Source organism: Kitasatospora sp. NPDC058218, assembly GCF_042882445.1.
Lineage (GTDB): Bacteria > Actinomycetota > Actinomycetes > Streptomycetales > Streptomycetaceae > Kitasatospora.
This window is the reverse complement of the sequence record NZ_JBHVWC010000008.1, coordinates 109,242-126,407: the sequence shown is the minus strand read 5'-3', so window position 1 is coordinate 126,407 and position 17,166 is coordinate 109,242. Positions and strand designations below refer to the sequence as shown.

At 73.0% G+C, this 17,166-nt stretch carries 9 protein-coding genes; 8 read left to right on the top strand and 1 reads right to left on the bottom strand.

Features of this window, described 5'->3' with window-relative positions:
• Window positions 1-89: 89 nt before the first annotated feature.
• The 3 genes from ACFVYI_RS07120 to ACFVYI_RS07110 all read left to right on the top strand — a co-directional run bounded on the left by ACFVYI_RS07120 (window position 90) and on the right by ACFVYI_RS07110 (window position 4,615).
• Window positions 90-1,898, top strand: a complete 1,809-nt coding sequence (locus tag ACFVYI_RS07120) for an ABC transporter ATP-binding protein (protein ID WP_387882127.1) — start codon at window positions 90-92, stop codon at window positions 1,896-1,898.
• Window positions 1,895-3,754: an ABC transporter ATP-binding protein gene (locus tag ACFVYI_RS07115; protein ID WP_387882126.1), complete on the top strand. Its 1,860-nt coding sequence runs from the start codon at window positions 1,895-1,897 to the stop codon at window positions 3,752-3,754. Before ACFVYI_RS07120 ends, ACFVYI_RS07115 begins: the two co-directional genes overlap by 4 nt.
• A 108-nt stretch (window positions 3,755-3,862) precedes the next feature.
• Complete coding sequence (locus ACFVYI_RS07110) at window positions 3,863-4,615, top strand: class I SAM-dependent methyltransferase (RefSeq protein WP_387882125.1); 753 nt, start codon at window positions 3,863-3,865, stop codon at window positions 4,613-4,615.
• Between the two features lie 81 nt (window positions 4,616-4,696).
• Here the strand turns inward: ACFVYI_RS07110 and glgP are convergent, their stop codons facing one another.
• Window positions 4,697-7,453, bottom strand: a complete 2,757-nt coding sequence (gene glgP, locus ACFVYI_RS07105; protein ID WP_387882124.1) for an alpha-glucan family phosphorylase — start codon at window positions 7,451-7,453, stop codon at window positions 4,697-4,699.
• A 1,047-nt stretch (window positions 7,454-8,500) separates the two neighbouring features.
• On the opposite strand from glgP, the gene ACFVYI_RS07100 reads away from it, so the two are divergent.
• From ACFVYI_RS07100 to ACFVYI_RS07080, 5 genes are all read left to right on the top strand, one after another.
• On the top strand, window positions 8,501-10,456 hold the full coding sequence (locus ACFVYI_RS07100; RefSeq protein WP_387882188.1) for an alpha-1,4-glucan--maltose-1-phosphate maltosyltransferase: 1,956 nt from the start codon (window positions 8,501-8,503) through the stop codon (window positions 10,454-10,456).
• The gene (gene treS, locus ACFVYI_RS07095) at window positions 10,453-12,177 is read left to right on the top strand and encodes a maltose alpha-D-glucosyltransferase (protein WP_387882123.1); all 1,725 of its coding nucleotides are present in this window, start codon (window positions 10,453-10,455) and stop codon (window positions 12,175-12,177) included. The genes ACFVYI_RS07100 and treS overlap by 4 nt, the downstream gene beginning before the upstream one ends.
• A gap of 239 nt (window positions 12,178-12,416) precedes the next feature.
• On the top strand, window positions 12,417-13,904 hold the full coding sequence (locus ACFVYI_RS07090) for a phosphotransferase (protein WP_387882122.1): 1,488 nt from the start codon (window positions 12,417-12,419) through the stop codon (window positions 13,902-13,904).
• A gap of 93 nt (window positions 13,905-13,997) precedes the next feature.
• Complete coding sequence (glgB, locus tag ACFVYI_RS07085) at window positions 13,998-16,376, top strand: 1,4-alpha-glucan branching enzyme (RefSeq protein WP_387882121.1); 2,379 nt, start codon at window positions 13,998-14,000, stop codon at window positions 16,374-16,376.
• Between the two features lie 95 nt (window positions 16,377-16,471).
• Window positions 16,472-17,140 carry a hypothetical protein gene (locus ACFVYI_RS07080; RefSeq protein ID WP_387882120.1) on the top strand — a complete coding sequence of 223 codons (669 nt, stop codon included), beginning with the start codon at window positions 16,472-16,474 and terminating at the stop codon, window positions 17,138-17,140.
• The last annotated feature ends 26 nt before the right edge of the window (window positions 17,141-17,166 follow it).

Sequence of the window (17,166 nt, the reverse complement as noted above, 5' to 3'; positions counted from 1 at the left end):
ACCGACCCCGCGCACGGGTGGCCGGTTCTCGTCGACAGGTGCGAAAAACCGGATGAGAAATGACGGGTACCCGACCTACGCTCACGGCGATGGCCGAGAACCAAGCCCCCGCCCCCACGCCCGCCCGCCGGTCGACAGTCCGCTCCCTGCTGCGCCTGTGGCCGTACGCCCGCGCGATCCGCTGGCGGCTGACCGCCTCGGTCGGCGCCGCACTGCTCGCCGCGCTCAGCGTGCTGCTCGTCCCGATCGTTCTCGGCCGTATCGTCGACGGACCGATCACCGATCACGACCTCGGAGCGCTCTGGCCGCTGATCGGCCTGCTGCTGGCGCTCGGCCTCTTCGAGGCGGCCCTGTTCTACGCCCGCCGGGTCATCCTGGCCAAGCCCCTGGCCGGGGTGGAGACGGCGATGCGCGGCGACCTCTTCGCCCGGCTGCAGCGGCTGCCGATCTCCTTCCACGACCGCTGGGGCTCCGGCCAGCTGCTCTCCCGGGCCACCGCCGACATGTACACCATGCGGCTGTTCCTGGCCTTCCCGCTGGTCTTCCTGATCGTCAACACCGCGACCTTCCTGGCCGGCACCGCGCTGATGTTCACCCAGGACTGGCGCCTCGCCCTGATCGTGCTGCTGCCCGCCGCCCCGCTGATGGTGCTGACCCGGCGCTTCGAGGCCGGCTACTCCGGCGCCGCCCGCCGCGCCCAGGACCAGAACGGCGACCTCGCCACCGTGATCGAGGAGTCGATCCTCGGCATCCGCATCCTCAAGGCCTTCGGCCGCCACCGGTCGATGGCCGAGCGCTTCCGCGCCCGGACGCACGACCTGCGCCGCACCGAGCTGCGCAAGGCCGGCCTGCTGGCCAACCTCTGGGCGGTCATCGTCGGCCTGCCCGAGCTGGCCCTCGGCTGCGCGCTCGCGGTCGGCTGCTACCTGGTCGCGCACGACGAGCTGAGCACCGGCACCCTGGTCGCCTTCCTCTCCACCGCGCTCGCGCTGCGCTGGCCGGTCGAGTCGCTGGGGTGGCTGCTCGCCTACGCCAACGAGGCCGCCACCGCCACCGACCGCTTCTTCGAGGTGCTGGACGAACCCGAGCCGGCCGACACCCCGCACCCGGTCACCGCACCTTCGCCCGGCACCGCCCCCGACGGCATCCGGCTCACCGGCGTCCGCTTCCGCTACCCGGACGCCCCGCCCGACAGCCCCGACCTGCTCCAGGGCATCGACCTGCACATCCGCAGCGGCGAGACGATGGCCCTGGTCGGCGCCACCGGCAGCGGCAAGACCACCCTCACCGCACTGCTCCCCCGGCTGTACGAGGCCACCGCCGGCACCATCACGCTGGACGGCCGGTCCGTCCGCGAGCTCTCCCGGGAGCGGCTGCGCGAGCTGGTCTCGGTCGCCTTCGAGGAGCCCACCCTGTTCTCGGCCACCGTCCGGGAGAACGTGCTGATGGGCGCGCCCGGCGCCGGCTCCGACCAGCTCGGCGCCGCGCTCGCCACCGCCCAGGCCGACTTCGTCGGGAAGCTGCCCGACGGGGTCGAGACCGAGGTCGGCGAGCAGGGCCTGAGCCTGTCCGGCGGCCAGCGCCAACGGCTCGCGCTGGCCCGCGCGGTGGTCGGCGCCCCGGCCTTCCTCGTCCTGGACGACCCGCTCTCCGCACTGGACGTGCACACCGAGGCGCTCGTCGAGCGGGCCCTTCGCCAGGTGCTCGGCTCCACCACCGCGCTGGTGGTGGCCCACCGCCCGAGCACCGTCCTGCTCGCCGACCGGGTCGCGGTGCTCGCGGACGGCCGGATCGAGGCCGTCGGCACCCACCAGGAGCTGCTGCGCACCTCGGCGCGCTACCGCGAACTGATGTCGGGCGAGGCCGCCCTGGTACCGGAGAGGGGCCCCGCCCGATGACCACCACGATCGAACCCGCCGAGCAGGCCACGAAGGCCGCGCCGGAGGAGGAGCTGCCCCCGCCGCCGGCCGACGAGGAGGACATCCCCGTCCCGCCGGGCGCGCCCCGGGCGCTGCTGCGCTCGCTGCTCGGCCCGCACCGGGCCCGGATCACCGTCGCGATGGCGGTGATCCTGCTCCAGCAGGCGGCGCTGCAGTCCGGCCCGCTGCTGGTGGCGATCGCGATGGACCGGGGCATCCCGGCCCTGCGCGACCACGACGCCGGCCCGCTGGTCGCGGTGATCACCGCCTACCTCTCCTTCGCGCTGCTGAGCACCGTGCTGCAGTGGGCGTTCATCAAGATCAGCGCCCGGATCAACCAGGACATCCTGGTGGAGCTGCGCGGCCGGATCTTCCGGCACGCCCAGCGACTCAGCCTGGACTTCCACGAGCGCTACACCTCGGGCCGGATCATCTCCCGCGCCACCTCCGACGTGGACGCGCTGCGCGAGCTGCTCTCCGAGGGCCTGCAGGAACTGCTCACCGTCTTCCTCTCGGTCTTCTACATCTCGGTGCTGCTGCTGGTGATGGACTGGCGGCTCGGCCTGGTCTCGCTGGCCTCCTTCGTCCCCCTCTTCCTGATCGCCCGTTCGTTCCGGAGCCGCTCGCGCCGGGTCTACCGCCGCTCGCGCACCTCGGCCGCGTCGCTGATCGTGCGCTTCACCGAGACCATGAACGGCATCCGCCCCGTCCAGGCCTTCCGCCGCGAGCGGGCCAACGACGCCGCGTTCGGCGTGGTCAACCGGCAGTCGGCCGCCGCCACGGCGGACGGCCTGCTGGAGATCGCCCGCTACGTCGGCCTCTCCCGCGCCACCGCGAACGTCTGGAGCGCCGGGGTGGTGCTGTTCGGTGCCTACCTGGTCACCGACGGCGCCGTGGAGCTCGGTGTGCTCACCGGCTTCGTGCTCTACCTGCGCCGGCTGTTCGACCCGATCGACCAGCTGGCGATGTTCCTGAACAGCTACCAGTCGGCCGCCGCCGCCCTGGAGAAGATCGCCGGCCTGCTCGCCCACGAGCCGACCGTCGCCGAACCCGCCGAGCCGAAGGAGCTCCCGAGCCCGCCGGCGAAGTCCCTGGCGAAGGGGCGCGGGGTGCACTTCGACAAGACGAGCTTCGGCTACCGCTCCGGCAAGGAGGTGCTGCCCGCCTTCGACCTGGTGCTGCCGGCCGGCCAGACCGTGGCCGTGGTCGGGGCGACCGGTGCGGGCAAGTCGACCGTCGCCAAGCTGCTGGCCCGCTTCTACGACCCGACCGGCGGCCGGATCACCCTCGACGGGGTGGACCTGCGCGACCTCGCCACGCCCGAACTGCGCCGCGGAGTGGTCATGGTGACGCAGGAGTCCTTCCTGTTCTCCGGCACCGTCGCCGAGAACATCGCGATCGGCCGCCCCGGCGCCTCCCGCGAGGAGGTCGAGCAGGCCGCCCGGGACATCGGCGCCCACGAGTTCGTCGCCGCGCTGCCGGACGGCTTCGACACCGACGTGCGCAAGCGCGGCGGCCGGATCTCGGCCGGCCAGCGCCAGCTGGTCGCCTTCGCCCGCGCGCTGCTGGCCGACCCGGCGGTGCTGATCCTGGACGAGGCGACCAGTTCGCTGGACGTCCCGGGTGAGCAGGCCGTCCAGCGGGCGATGCGCACGGTGCTGGCCGGGCGGACGGCCGTGATCATCGCCCACCGGCTCTCCACCGTCGAGATCGCCGACCGCGTCCTGGTGATGGACCAGGGCCGGATCGTCGAGGACGGCACCCCGCAGGAGCTGATCGAGGGCTCCGGCCGCTTCGCCGAGCTGCACCAGGCCTGGCGGGACAGCCTGGTCTGACCACCCCTCCGTCAGTAATAGCCTCTAGGCCCTTTCGTCCATTACCGAAAGGGCCTAGATTGGGTTCCGGGCTCACCGGCTCCGCGCCGACGACCGAGGGAGCGGAACGTGACCGACCGGACGCACTGGCAGGACTGGCAGCGCAGCTGGGACCGCCAGCAGGAGTGGTACCTGCCCGACCGCGAGGAGCGGTTCCGCGCCATGCTCGACGTCGTCGAGGCCGCCACCGGCCCCGAACCGCGCGTCCTCGACCTGGCCTGCGGCACCGGCAGCATCACCGAGCGGCTGCTCGCCCGGCTGCCCGGCGCGGTCAGCGTCGGCGTGGACCAGGACCCGGCACTGATGGCCATCGCCCGCGGCCTCTTCGCCGACGACCCCCGGTTCACCCTGGTGACCGCCGACCTGACCGATCCGGACTGGGCCGCCCGGCTCCCGCCCGGCCCGTTCGACGCCGTGGTGACCGCCACCGCCCTGCACTGGCTGCGCACCGACGACCTCGTCCGGCTCTACGGGGACCTCGCCGAGCTGGTCCGCCCCGGCGGAGTCCTCCTCAACGCCGACCACACCCCCGAGCCGTCGATCCCGCTGCTCACCGCCGCGGCGGAGGCCTTCCAGCAGCGGCGCCAGGAGCGCGAGAAGGCCGAGGGCGTCCTCGACTGGGCCCAGTGGTGGGCGTCGGCCGCGGCCGACCCGCTGCTCGCCGAGCAGGTCGCCGCCCGCAACGCGCTCTACGGCTCGCACGCCGACGGCGCGTCGCACCCCGCCGACTGGCACACCGCGCGGCTCGTCGAGGCCGGGTTCCGCGAGGCCGGGGTGGCCTGGCGCTCCGTCACCGACGCCCTGGTCGCCGCCGTCCGCTAGGGCCTGTCCGGCCGATGCTCCGGGCCCGCGGGGCGGCCGGGAGGTGGGGAGAGCCGGACCGACCGGCCCTCCCCACCGCTCTCAACGCAGCAGCCCCGCGTCCATCCCCGCCGACTCGGCCGGCAGGGCCACCAGGCCCAGCTCGGCCGGCGAGGCCAGCCGCGGATGGGCCGGCAGCACCCGGACGGTGTAGCCGAACGGGCCGGTCCGGCACAGCTCCAGCGAGCCCTCGTACCGGGTGCGCCCGTCGAGGTCCGGCCCGCCGACCGGCTTGAGGGCCAGCAGGCAGGCGTCCGAGATGCCGTCCGACTCGTCCACCCGCCCGGAGACCACCTGCACCTCGACGTCGCCGGGCTCCAGCGCACCGAGCGCGACCTGCACCCGCAGCGCCAGCGAGCTGCCCAGCTCCTGCGCCTCGTCCGGGCACTCCGCCTCGACGTGCTCGACCCGGACGGCCGGCCAGGCCTCCCGCACCCGGGCCTTCCAGGCGGCCAGCTCACGCGCCCCCGCGTACGGGACTGACACTCGCCCGCTCGCCTCCGGTCGCTCGGACCCGGCGCCGACGCTCGCCGCACCCGCCGGGCCCGCCGCCGCCAGCTCCCGCTGAGCCAGCGCCGCCGGGGTGTACAGCCGCTCGACGTACTCGCGGACCATCCGCCCGGCCAGCACCTTGGGCCCGAGGGTGACCAGGGTGTGCCGGACCATGGCGATCCAGCGGTGCGGCAGCCCGTCCGCGCCCCGGTCGTAGAACCGGGCGGCCACCTGGTGCTCGATCAGGTCGTACAGCGCGGCGGCCTCGATGTCGTCCCGCCGCTCGGCCTCGCCGCTCTCCGGGTCGAGGGCGCCGCCGCTCTCGTCGGCGGTGGGGATCGCCCAGCCGTTCTGGCCGTCGTACCACTCGTCCCACCAGCCGTCCAGGACGGACAGGTTGAGGCAGCCGTTCAGCGCGGCCTTCATGCCCGAGGTGCCGCAGGCCTCCAGCGGGCGCAGCGGGTTGTTCAGCCAGACGTCGCAGCCCGGGTAGAGGTGGCGGGCCATCGCCATGTCGTAGTCCGGCAGGAAGACGATCCGGTGCCGGACGGCCGGGTCGTCGGCGAACGCGACCATCTGCTGGATCAGCCGCTTGCCACCGTCGTCGGCCGGGTGGGCCTTGCCGGCGACCACGATCTGCACCGGTCGGGTGGGGTTCAGCAGCAGGCCGCGCAGCCGCTCCTGGTCGCGCAGCATCAGGGTGAGCCGCTTGTAGGAGGGCACCCGACGGGCGAACCCGATGGTGAGCACGTCCGGGTCGAGCACCGAGGAGACCCAGCCGAGCTCGGCCTCGCCGGCGCCGCGCTGGCGCCAGGAGGCGCGCAGCCGGTGGCGGGCCTCGTCCACGAGCTGGGCGCGCAGGCTGCGGCGCAGCTCCCAGATCTCGGTGTTGCCGATCCGCTCCAGACCGGTCCAGCGTTTGGCGTCGCCGGTGGTCATGGCGTCCTCGGCGCGGTCGGCGCCGATCTCGGCGGCACCGAGCCGGACGACCGCCGGGTCGATCCAGGTCGCCGCGTGGACGCCGTTGGTGACCGAGGTGATCGGGACCTCGGCGGCGTCGAAGCCCGGCCAGAGCCCGTTGAACATGGACCGGCTGACCTCGCCGTGCAGGGTGGAGACGCCGTTGGCGCGCTGGGCGAGCCGCAGGCCCATCGCGGCCATGTTGAACAGTTTCGGGTCCCCGCCGCGCCAGGTCTCGGCGCCGAGTGCGAGCACCTGGTCGGCCGGGACCCCGGGGAGTGCGGCGTCGCCGCCGAAGTGGCGGGCGACGAGCTCCCGGTCGAAGCGGTCGATGCCGGCCGGGACGGGCGTGTGGGTGGTGAACAGGGTGCCGGACCGGACGGCCTCCAGGGCGGCGGCGAAGTCCAGGCCGGGCTCGGCCGGACCGTCGGCGATCAGCTCGCGGATCCGCTCGACGCCGAGGAAGCCGGCGTGGCCCTCGTTGGTGTGGAAGACCTCGGGGGCGGGGTGCCCGGTGAGCCGGCAGTAGGCGCGGACCGCGCGGACGCCGCCGATGCCGAGCAGCATCTCCTGGAGCAGCCGGTGCTCGCTGCCGCCGCCGTACAGGCGGTCGGTGACGTCGCGCTCGGCGGGCGAGTTGGCCTCGATGTCGGAGTCGAGCAGCAGCAGCGGGACGCGCCCGACCTGGGCGCGCCAGACGTGCGCGGCCAGGGTGCGGCCGCCGGGCAGCGCGAGGTCGATCCGGCAGGGGGCGCCGTCACCCTCCCGGAGCAGCGTGACGGCGAGTTCGTCCGGGTCGAGGAGCGGATAGCGCTCCTGCTGCCAGCCGTCCCGGTTGAGGGACTGCCGGAAGTAGCCGTGCCGGTAGAACAGCCCCACGCCGATGAGCGGGACGCCGAGGTCGCTGGCCGCCTTGAGGTGGTCGCCCGCCAGGATGCCGAGCCCGCCGGAGTACTGGGGCAGCGCCGCGGCGATGCCGTACTCGGGTGAGAAGTAGGCGATGGCGGCGGGTTGCGCGGCGCCGCCGGCCGGTTGGTCGAGGCCGTGCTGGGCGGCCTGGTACCAGCGCGGGCCGGCCAGGTACTCCCGCAGGTCGTCGGCGAGGTCGCCGAGTCTGCGCAGGAACCGGCGGTCGGTGGCGAGCGCGGCGAGCCGGGCGGCCGGGACCTCGCCCAGCAGGCGCACCGGATCCTCCCCGGTCGCCGCCCAGACCTCCGGGTCCACGGACCGGAAGAGGTCCCTGGTCTCGGGGTGCCAGGACCAGCGCAGGTTGAGGGCCAGCTCGTGCAACGGCTGGAGTTGTTCGGGCAGGACGGTGCGGACGGTGAATCTGCGGATTGCCTTCACGGCGTGAAGCGTAGCCCCGGCCCCCGTCATGAGGGTGCGTCAAGTGGGCTATTGGGCCTCCGTTCGGCCTATTGATGAGATCGCATTCGGCGCATTGGGCTGCACAGGGGGCGCGCGCGGCGCGCGTTCCGGCGGATCGCGCTACCAAAGCGTGAACACTGCGGAACAGATCCATTTCCACCGGCGGAGCCGCCCCGGACAAAGCCCGAAACTACTGTCGTACCGCTGCAAAAGTCTTGTCGGCGGTGCGACTATGAACCAAGGTCGTGGAAGCTGCGGGGAGTGCGGCGACGGGTGGCGCCCTCCTTGAAGCAGCACGTCCGAATCCTTTTCGCGTTGATCGATTCCCAACCTCCTTAGCCCATTCGGCGCTCACCTCGCACCGATGCGTGTCCTCGATCTCGGCCTGCTCGTTCACGGGTGGGTTGGGTCACCCAGGGGCGCGCCCCGAGAGGCGTGCGCCGGGACGCGCGCGGGCTCTCGGGCGCCCCGCCACGGGCTCGGCGGGAGCTGGGCAGGTTGCCGGGGACGGCGGCGCGGGCAGGCTTCCGGTCGCACGTCCTCCCCACCCAGCAGTCCTCCCGGTACTCCCCCGGCCCGCCCCCCCGGCCCGCGGGAGCTGCCGCCGATCTCGGGCAGGAGTTTGGCATGCACGGCGACACGCGGGACCAGTCCACACCGGTGGCCGACAGCCACGACGCAGCGGTCGCGGAATCCGCCGGACGGATGGATTCTGACACTCGGACAGACGCGGCGATGCCGGGACCCCGGGAGGCCGGGGCTATCCGTACGGAGCAGACCGAACCGGCCCGACAACCCGGGGCCGAGGAGAACCGGCCGGCGGCACCCCGCAGGCGCACCACCACGCGCCGCACCGCCGCCACCGGCGCCGAGGTCACCGCCACCGGCGCCGCCGCCACCGCGAAGGCCGCCCCGGCGACCCGCCGGGCGCCCGCCCGCACCGCGGCCCGCGCGTCCGCCGAGCCCGCCGCCCGCAAACCCGCCGCCCGCAAGCCCGCCGCCCGCAAGACGACAGAGAGCGACACCGTGATCGGCCGCATCCCCGTCCTGGACGTCAGCCCCCTCGTCGACGCCGGCCGTCGCCCGGCCAAGGCGGTGGTCGGCGAGACCTTCGCGGTCACCGCGACGGTGTTCCGCGAGGGCCACGACGCGGTGAACGCCAACGTCGTCCTGCGCGACCCGCGCGGCCGCAGCGGCCCGTGGACGCCGATGCGCGAACTCGCCGAGGGCACCGACCGCTGGGGCGCGCACGTCACCCCGACCGCGCCCGGCCGCTGGTCCTACCTGGTGGAGGCGTGGAGCGACCCGCTCGCCACCTGGCGCAAGGTGGCCGCGGTGAAGCTGCCCGCCGGGATCGACACCGCGCTGGTGCTGGAGGAGGGCGCGCTGCTGCTGGAGCGGGCCGCGGGCGGCGTGCCGAAGAAGGAGGGCCGGGCGCACATCCTGGCCGCGGTGGACGCGCTGCGCGACACCGGCCTGCCGCCGCTGTCCCGGCTGGCCGCCGCGCTCGCCCCCGAGGTGCTCGACCTGCTGGCCCGCTACCCGCTGCGCGAACTGGTGAGCGCCTCCCGCCCGCTGCCCCTCCAGGTGGACCGCGAGCGCGCGCTGTACGGCTCCTGGTACGAGTTCTTCCCCCGCTCGGAGGGCGCGGTGGTCGACCCGTCCGGCGTCGAGCCGCCGCGCTCGGGCACCCTGCGCACCGCCGCCGAGCGGCTGCCCGCCGTCGCCGCGATGGGCTTCGACGTGGTCTACCTGCCGCCGGTCCACCCGATCGGGCGAGCCTTCCGCAAGGGCCCGGACAACACCCTGACGGCCGGTCCGCACGACGTCGGCTCGCCCTGGGCGATCGGCTCGCCGGAGGGCGGCCACGACGCCGTCCACCCGGACCTCGGCACCATCGAGGACTTCGACCACTTCGTCGCCGAGGCCGAGGCGCTGCACCTGGAGGTGGCCCTGGACTTCGCGCTGCAGTGTTCGCCGGACCACCCCTGGGTGAACAAGCACCCGGAATGGTTCAGCCACCGCGCCGACGGCACCATCGCCTATGCCGAGAACCCGCCGAAGAAGTACCAGGATATTTATCCGATCAACTTCGACCAGGACATGGACGGAATCGTCAAGGAAACGCTCCGCGTCCTGCGCTTCTGGATGACCCACGGCGTGCGGATCTTCCGGGTCGACAACCCGCACACCAAGCCGGTGCTGTTCTGGGAGAAGGTGCTGGCCGACATCGCCCGGACCGACCCGGATGTCGTGTTCCTGGCAGAGGCCTTCACCCGGCCCGCGATGATGCAGACGCTCGGGAAGATCGGCTTCCACCAGTCGTACACGTACTTCACCTGGCGCACCACCAAACAGGAGCTCACCGATTACCTCACCGAGCTCTCCGGTGACGCCGCCGCCTACATGCGGCCGAACTTCTTCGCCAACACCCCGGACATCCTGCACGCCTACCTGCAGACCGGCGGCCGGGCCGCGTTCGCGATCCGCGCCGTGCTGGCCGCCACCCTCTCCCCCAGCTACGGCGTCTACGCCGGCTACGAGCTGTACGAGAACGAGCCGGCCCACCCGGGCTCGGAGGAGTACCTGCACTCCGAGAAGTACGAGCTCCGGCCCCGCGACTGGACCCGCGCCGACAGCCTCGCCCCGCTGCTCACCGTGCTCAACCGGCTGCGCCGCCGGCACCCCTCGCTCCAGCAGCTGCGCGGCCTGCGCTTCCACCCCACCGACAACGACCAGGTGCTCGCCTTCTCCAAGACGGCCACCACGGCCGACGGCCTGACCGACCACGTCGTCACGGTCGTCAACCTCGACCCGCACCACGTCCAGGAGGCCACCGTCACCCTCGACGGGGACGGCCCGTTCGCGGTGCACGACGAGCTCACCGGCGCCGCCTACACCTGGGGCCGGCACAACTACGTCCGGCTCGATCCCTCAGCCGAGCCGGCTCACCTCCTCACGGTTCGGAGGAACCCAGCGTGACAGTGAACGAGCCCGTTCCCGACACCTTCCCCGAGACCTCGAAGAAGAACCTGGACCCGGAGTGGTTCAAGCGTGCGGTCTTCTACGAGGTACTGGTGCGGTCCTTCCAGGACAGCAACGGCGACGGGATCGGGGATCTCAGGGGGCTCACGTCCAAGCTCGACTACCTCCAGTGGCTCGGGGTCGACTGCCTCTGGCTGCCGCCGTTCTTCGCCTCGCCGCTGCGCGACGGCGGGTACGACGTCGCGGACTACAAGTCGGTCCTGCCGGAGTTCGGCGACCTCGCCGACTTCATGGAGTTCGTGGACGCCGCGCACGCCCGCGGCATGCGCGTGGTCATCGACTTCGTCATGAACCACACCAGTGACCAGCACCCCTGGTTCCAGGCCTCCCGGGAGGACCCGGACGGCCCGTACGGCGACTTCTACATGTGGGCCGACGACGACAAGCAGTACCCGGACGCCCGGATCATCTTCGTCGACACCGAGACCTCCAACTGGACCTACGACCCGGTGCGCAAGCAGTACTTCTGGCACCGCTTCTTCTCCCACCAGCCGGACCTCAACTACGACAACCCCCGGGTCCAGGACGAGATGATCGCCGGGCTGCGGTTCTGGCTCGACCTCGGCATCGACGGCTTCCGGCTGGACGCCGTGCCGTACCTGTTCGCCCGCGAGGGCACCAACTGCGAGAACCTGCCGGAGACGCACGAGTTCCTCCAGCGGGTCCGCAAGGAGATCGACGCCAACTACCCCGACACCGTGCTGCTCGCCGAGGCCAACCAGTGGCCGGAGGACGTCGTCGACTACTTCGGCGACTTCGCCTCCGGCGGCGACGAGTGCCACATGGCGTTCCACTTCCCGGTGATGCCGCGCATCTTCATGGCGGTCCGCCGGGAGTCCCGCTACCCGGTGTCGGAGATCCTCGCCAAGACCCCGCGCATCCCGCACGGGTGCCAGTGGGGCATCTTCCTGCGCAACCACGACGAGCTGACCCTGGAGATGGTCACCGACGAGGAGCGCGACTACATGTACGCGGAGTACGCCAAGGACCCCCGGATGCGCGCCAACGTGGGCATCCGCCGCCGGCTCGCCCCGCTGCTGGAGAACGACCGCAACCAGATCGAACTGTTCACCGCCCTGCTGCTCTCCCTGCCGGGCTCCCCGGTGCTCTACTACGGGGACGAGATCGGCATGGGCGACAACATCTGGCTGGGCGACCGGGACGGCGTGCGCACGCCGATGCAGTGGACCCCGGACCGCAACGCGGGTTTCTCGTCCGCCGACCCGGGCAGGCTCAGTCTGCCGCCCATCATGGATCCGGTGTACGGCTACCAGGTGACCAACGTCGAGGCGCAGCAGAGCAGTTCGAGTTCACTGCTGCACTGGACGCGTCGCATGATCGAGATCCGCAAGCTCAACTCGGCATTCGGCCTCGGCACGTACACCGAACTGCCCTCCAGCAATCCCGCGGTCCTGGCCTTCGTGCGCGAGCACGAGGGCGACCTGGTCATGTGCGTGAACAACTTCTCGCGGTTCGCACAGCCGACCGAACTCGACCTGCGGCAGTACGGGGGGCGGTACCCGATCGAGCTGATCGGCGGGGTGCGCTTCCCCTCGATCGGTGAGTGGCCGTACCTGCTCACCCTCGCCGGACACGGCTTCTACTGGTTCCAGCTCCGGCAGCCCCCGCGCCTGAGCGGCACCAGGCGATCGAAGTAACGATCCGTCAGGAGCACCCGCCTCACCAAACCCTCCGGGGGCGCGAGAGTTGAACACCCCGCGCCCCCGGAGGTCTCTGCACCACCGCGTACGGAGAACAGCCCAACGGCCACCCACACGAAGGCGTGACACCTGAGCCCCGCTCGCGTGCCGTCGCCGCCGCGCCGCCGAAATCCGGAAGACTGACGGACCCGGCCAGACCCGTCGGGCAGTCCGCCCGCTTCCGGGGAAAGGGAGTCATGTCCGAAACCTCCCGTTCTCAAGCCGATGTGCACCGCGACACCCCCGCCGGCTCCGCGCCGGTGGGCACCCGCGGCGCCGCGGCCCGGAGAACCGCCCTGGGGGTCAGCGAACTCGTCCAGGCGGCCCTGCCGCTGATCGCCGAGTGGCTCCCCACCCAGCGCTGGTACGCCGGCAAGGGACGGCCCATCACCGGCCTCACCCCCGTGGTCGGCACCCCGCTCCAGGTCGGCGACCCGGCCCTGCTGCACCTGCTGCTGCGGGTCGAGCACGCCACCACCGCCGGCGCGCCCCACGGCGACATCTACCAGCTGCTGCTCGGCATCCGTTCGGAGGGGCCGGCCGACATCGAGCCGACCGCCGTCCTCGGCCGGCTCAACCAGGGCCCGTATGACGGCGCGGCGCTCTACGACGCGGTGCACGACCCCGAACTCACCGGGCGGCTGCTGGAGCACCTCGCCACCGGCGACCGGTTCGGCTCGCTGTCCTTCCGCCGCACCCCCGGCTCCGGGCTGCCCACCAACCTCCCGGGGCGCGCCTCCACCGCCGAGCAGTCCAACAGCTCGGTCATCTACGGCACCTCCTACATCCTCAAGCTGTTCCGCCGCATCCACCCCGGCACCAACCCCGACCTGGAGCTCTCGCTGGCGCTCTCCCGGGCCGGCTCCACCCGGATCCCCCGGGTCGCGGCCTGGTTCGAGAGTCGGCTGGAACGCGCCGAGCCGGCCACCCTCGGACTGCTCCAGCGCTACCTGCCGGAGGCCGAGGACGGCTGGGAGCTGGCACTGGACCAGGTCGGCCGGCTCAAGGGCGACCCGTCCCCCGGCAACTTCGCGATCGAGGCGCACCGGCTCGGTCGCGCCACCGCCGAGGTCCACCGGGTGCTGGCCCGCTCGATGCCGGTCGCCCGGCTGGACCGCACCCAGACCCGGCAGCTGGCCACCGCGATGGCCGACCGCCTCGACAGCGCGGTGGCCGCCGTACCCGGGCTGCTCCGCTACCGGGCCGCCCTGCGCACCGCCTTCCAGCAGCTCGCCGACGCCCACCCGGACGGCATGCCGGTCCAGCGGATCCACGGCGACCTCCACCTCGGACAGGCCATGCGCACCCCGCACGGCTGGGTGCTGCTGGACTTCGAGGGCGAGCCGGCCAAGTCCGTCGCCGAGCGGCGCGAACCGCAGACCGCGCTGCGGGACGTCGCCGCGATGCTCCGCTCCTTCGACTACGCGGCCGCCCACCTGCTGGCCGGCGCGCCGCCCGACCCCGAACTGGCCCACCTCGCCGCCGCCTGGGCGCAGCGCAACCGCACCGCCTTCTGCGCCGGCTACACCGCCGGCGGCGGCACCGACCCGGCCGCCTCGCCCGAACTGATGCGCGCCCTGGAGATCGACAAGGCGGTGTACGAGGTGGTCTACGAGGCCCGCCACCGGCCCGGCTGGCTGCCGATCCCGCTGGCCGCGATCAACCGGCTGGCCCTGACCGTCTGACGGCCCACCGACCGACCCGCGCCCGCCACCGGAGAACGCCCGCCCCCGCCCCCGACGCCCCCGGCCACCCCGATTCCGCAGGAGGACCACGCCGTGACGCCGCTCGACCCGCCCGGCCGCACCACCCGTACCGTGCCTGCCACCTTCCTGGCGGGCCCGGACTCCCCCCAGCGCGAGCCCTCGGCGGCGGCCCGGCGGGCCGAACCACGCCCCCCGGCGTCCGACGCCGCCCCCGACACCGCCCCCGACGGCCCGGCCGCCGTCCCGTCCGGAGCGCTGCGGCTGCCCGAGGCGCCACTGCCGCCGGCCGAGGTGGACCGGCTGGTCGCCGGCCTGCACCACGACCCGCACGGCCTGCTCGGCGCCCACCCGGTGCACGGCGGCACCGCGATCCGGGTGCTGCGCCCCTTCGCCGAGCGGGTGGTGGTGGAGACCGCGCACGGCCCGGCCGAGCTCACCCATCAGCAGAACGGCCTCTTCACCGGACTGCTGGCCGCCGCCGTGGTGCCCGAGTACCGGCTGCTGGTGACCTACCCCGGCGGCGAGCCGCTGCGGCAGCACGACGGCTACCGCACCGCGCCCACCCTCGGCGAGCTGGACCTCCACCTGATCTCCGAGGGCCGGCACGAGCAGCTCTGGCAGGCGCTCGGCTCGCACGTGCGCACCGTCGACGGGGTGTCCGGCACCGCCTTCGCGGTCTGGGCGCCGAACGCGGTGGGCGTCCGGCTGATCGGGGACTTCAACCACTGGGACGGCACCGCGTACCCGATGCGCTCGCTCGGCTCGTCCGGGGTCTGGGAGCTGTTCGTGCCGGACCTGGCCGAGGGCACCCAGTACAAGTACGAGATCCACACCCGGCAGGGCTGGGTGCTCGACAAGGCCGACCCGCTGGCCCGGGCCGCGCAGTGCCCGCCGGGCACCGCCTCGGTCGTCACCTCCTCCGCCTACCGCTGGCAGGACGGCGACTGGATGGCCCGCCGGGCCCGCGCCGCGCACCACCGGTCGCCGATGTCGGTCTACGAGCTGCACCTGCCGTCCTGGCGGCCCGACCTCACCACCTACCGGGCGATCGCCGACGAACTCCCCAAGTACCTCAAGGAGTTGAACTTCACCCATGTGGAGTTCATGCCGGTGATGGAGCACCCGTTCGGCGGCTCCTGGGGCTACCAGGTGTCCGGTTACTACGCCCCCACCGCCCGACTCGGCAGCCCGGACGACTTCCGCCACCTGGTCGACACCCTGCACCGGCACGGCATCGGGGTGATCGTCGACTGGGTGCCCGCGCACTTCCCCAAGGACGACTTCGCCCTCGCCCGCTTCGACGGCGAGCCGCTGTACGAGCCGGCCGACCCGCTGCGCGCCGAGCACCCCGACTGGGGCACCCTGGAGTTCGACTACGGCCGGACCGAGGTGCGCAACTTCCTGGTCGCCAACGCGGTGTACTGGTGCGAGGAGTTCCACATCGACGGCCTGCGGGTGGACGCCGTCGCCTCGATGCTCTACCTCGACTACTCCCGCGAGGGCGGCGCCTGGACGCCCAACCAGCACGGCGGCCGGGAGAACCTGGACGCGGCCGCCTTCCTGCAGGAGATGAACGCCACCGTCTACCGGCGCTGCCCCGGCGTGGTCACCATCGCCGAGGAGTCCACCGCCTGGGACGGCGTCACCCGGCCCACCGACGGCGGCGGCCTGGGCTTCGGCCTGAAGTGGAACATGGGGTGGATGCACGACTCGCTGGTCTACATGTCCAAGGAGCCGGTGCACCGCAAGTACCACCACAACGAGATCACCTTCTCGATGGTGTACGCCTACTCCGAGAACTACGTCCTGCCGATCTCGCACGACGAGGTGGTGCACGGCAAGCAGGCGCTGGTCTCCAAGATGCCCGGCGACTGGTGGCAGCAGCGCGCCAACCACCGGGCGTACCTGGGCTTCATGTGGGCCCACCCAGGCAAGCAACTCCTCTTCATGGGACAGGAGTTCGCCCAGGGCGCGGAGTGGGACCACGAGCAGGGCCCGCAGTGGTGGGTGCTCGACGAGCAGGCGTGGCCGGCCGCCCCGGAGCACCTCGGAGTGCGCCGCCTGGTCCGCGACCTCAACCGCCACTACCTCGACGCCCCCGCGCTCTGGGAGCAGGACACCACCCCGGACGGCTTCCGCTGGCTGGACGGCGGCGCGGCCGAGGACAACCTGCTCTCCTTCGTCCGGTACGCCGCCGACGGCACCCCGCTGGTCGCCGTCTGCAACTTCTCCCCCGTCGTCCGGCACGGCCACCGGGTCGGGCTGCCCGCCCTCGACGGCCGCGAGCAGCTCTGGGAGGAGGTGCTGAACACCGACGCCGAGACCTACGGCGGCGCCGGCATCGGCAACTCCCACCCGGTGAAGGCCGAGCCCGTCGCCTGGAACGACCAGCCCCGCAGCGCCGAACTCGTCCTCCCTCCGCTCGCCACCCTCTGGCTCCGCCCGGCCTGAGCGGGCCGCGGCGGTGGTCGAACCGTTGCGTCCGACCACCGCCGCCCCTAGGCTCCCCGCCTGACACTGATCGTCAGCAGGCGGGGGGCTTGCTCGTGCTCATGGTTCTGGGGCTGCTCTACGCACTGCTGCCCACGGCCTGCTGGGCCTTCGTGGTCCGCACCCGGGTGGTCGGGGTGACCGTCTTCACCGTGCTGACCGGCCTGGCCGTCGCGCTCATCGGGCTGGAGGACGAGTGGTACTTCACCCGCGCCACCGCCGAGATCGAGGCCGGCTACCCGCTCGCGTGCGGCCTGGTGCTCCTGGTCGGCGGGCTGGCCGAGCGGCGGTTGCGCGGCCCCCGGCCGAAGAAGGAGACCGACCACCGCGCCGTCGGCTCGGCCGTCGCCGTCGCCACCCATGCCCTGATCGGGGTCGTCATCGGCCTCGGCTACCAGGCCCTCGGCTACGACTCCTTCCTCCCGAGGGCCGAGGAGCTGTCGCTGCCGGCCGGGCTGACCGCCCTGAGCGGCACCGAGGGCTACTGCGGCTCCAACTTCTGCTCCCGCACCCTCACGATCGTCAGCACCACCGGCCTGCCACCCGCCGAAGTGACCGCCCGCCTGCGCGGGCACCTCGCCGCCGACGGCTGGCGCCCGGGGCCCGGCAACAGCCTTCTGCGCCCGCACGGCTGGCTGGTGGACACGCGTCTGTCCGAGGCCTGGGTCAGCGAGAGCCCGCTCGGGGCCTCGGTGGAGCTGTCCGGTTCCGAGCGCGCAGGCTAGGCCCTGTGCACCGACCCCGCCCGGCG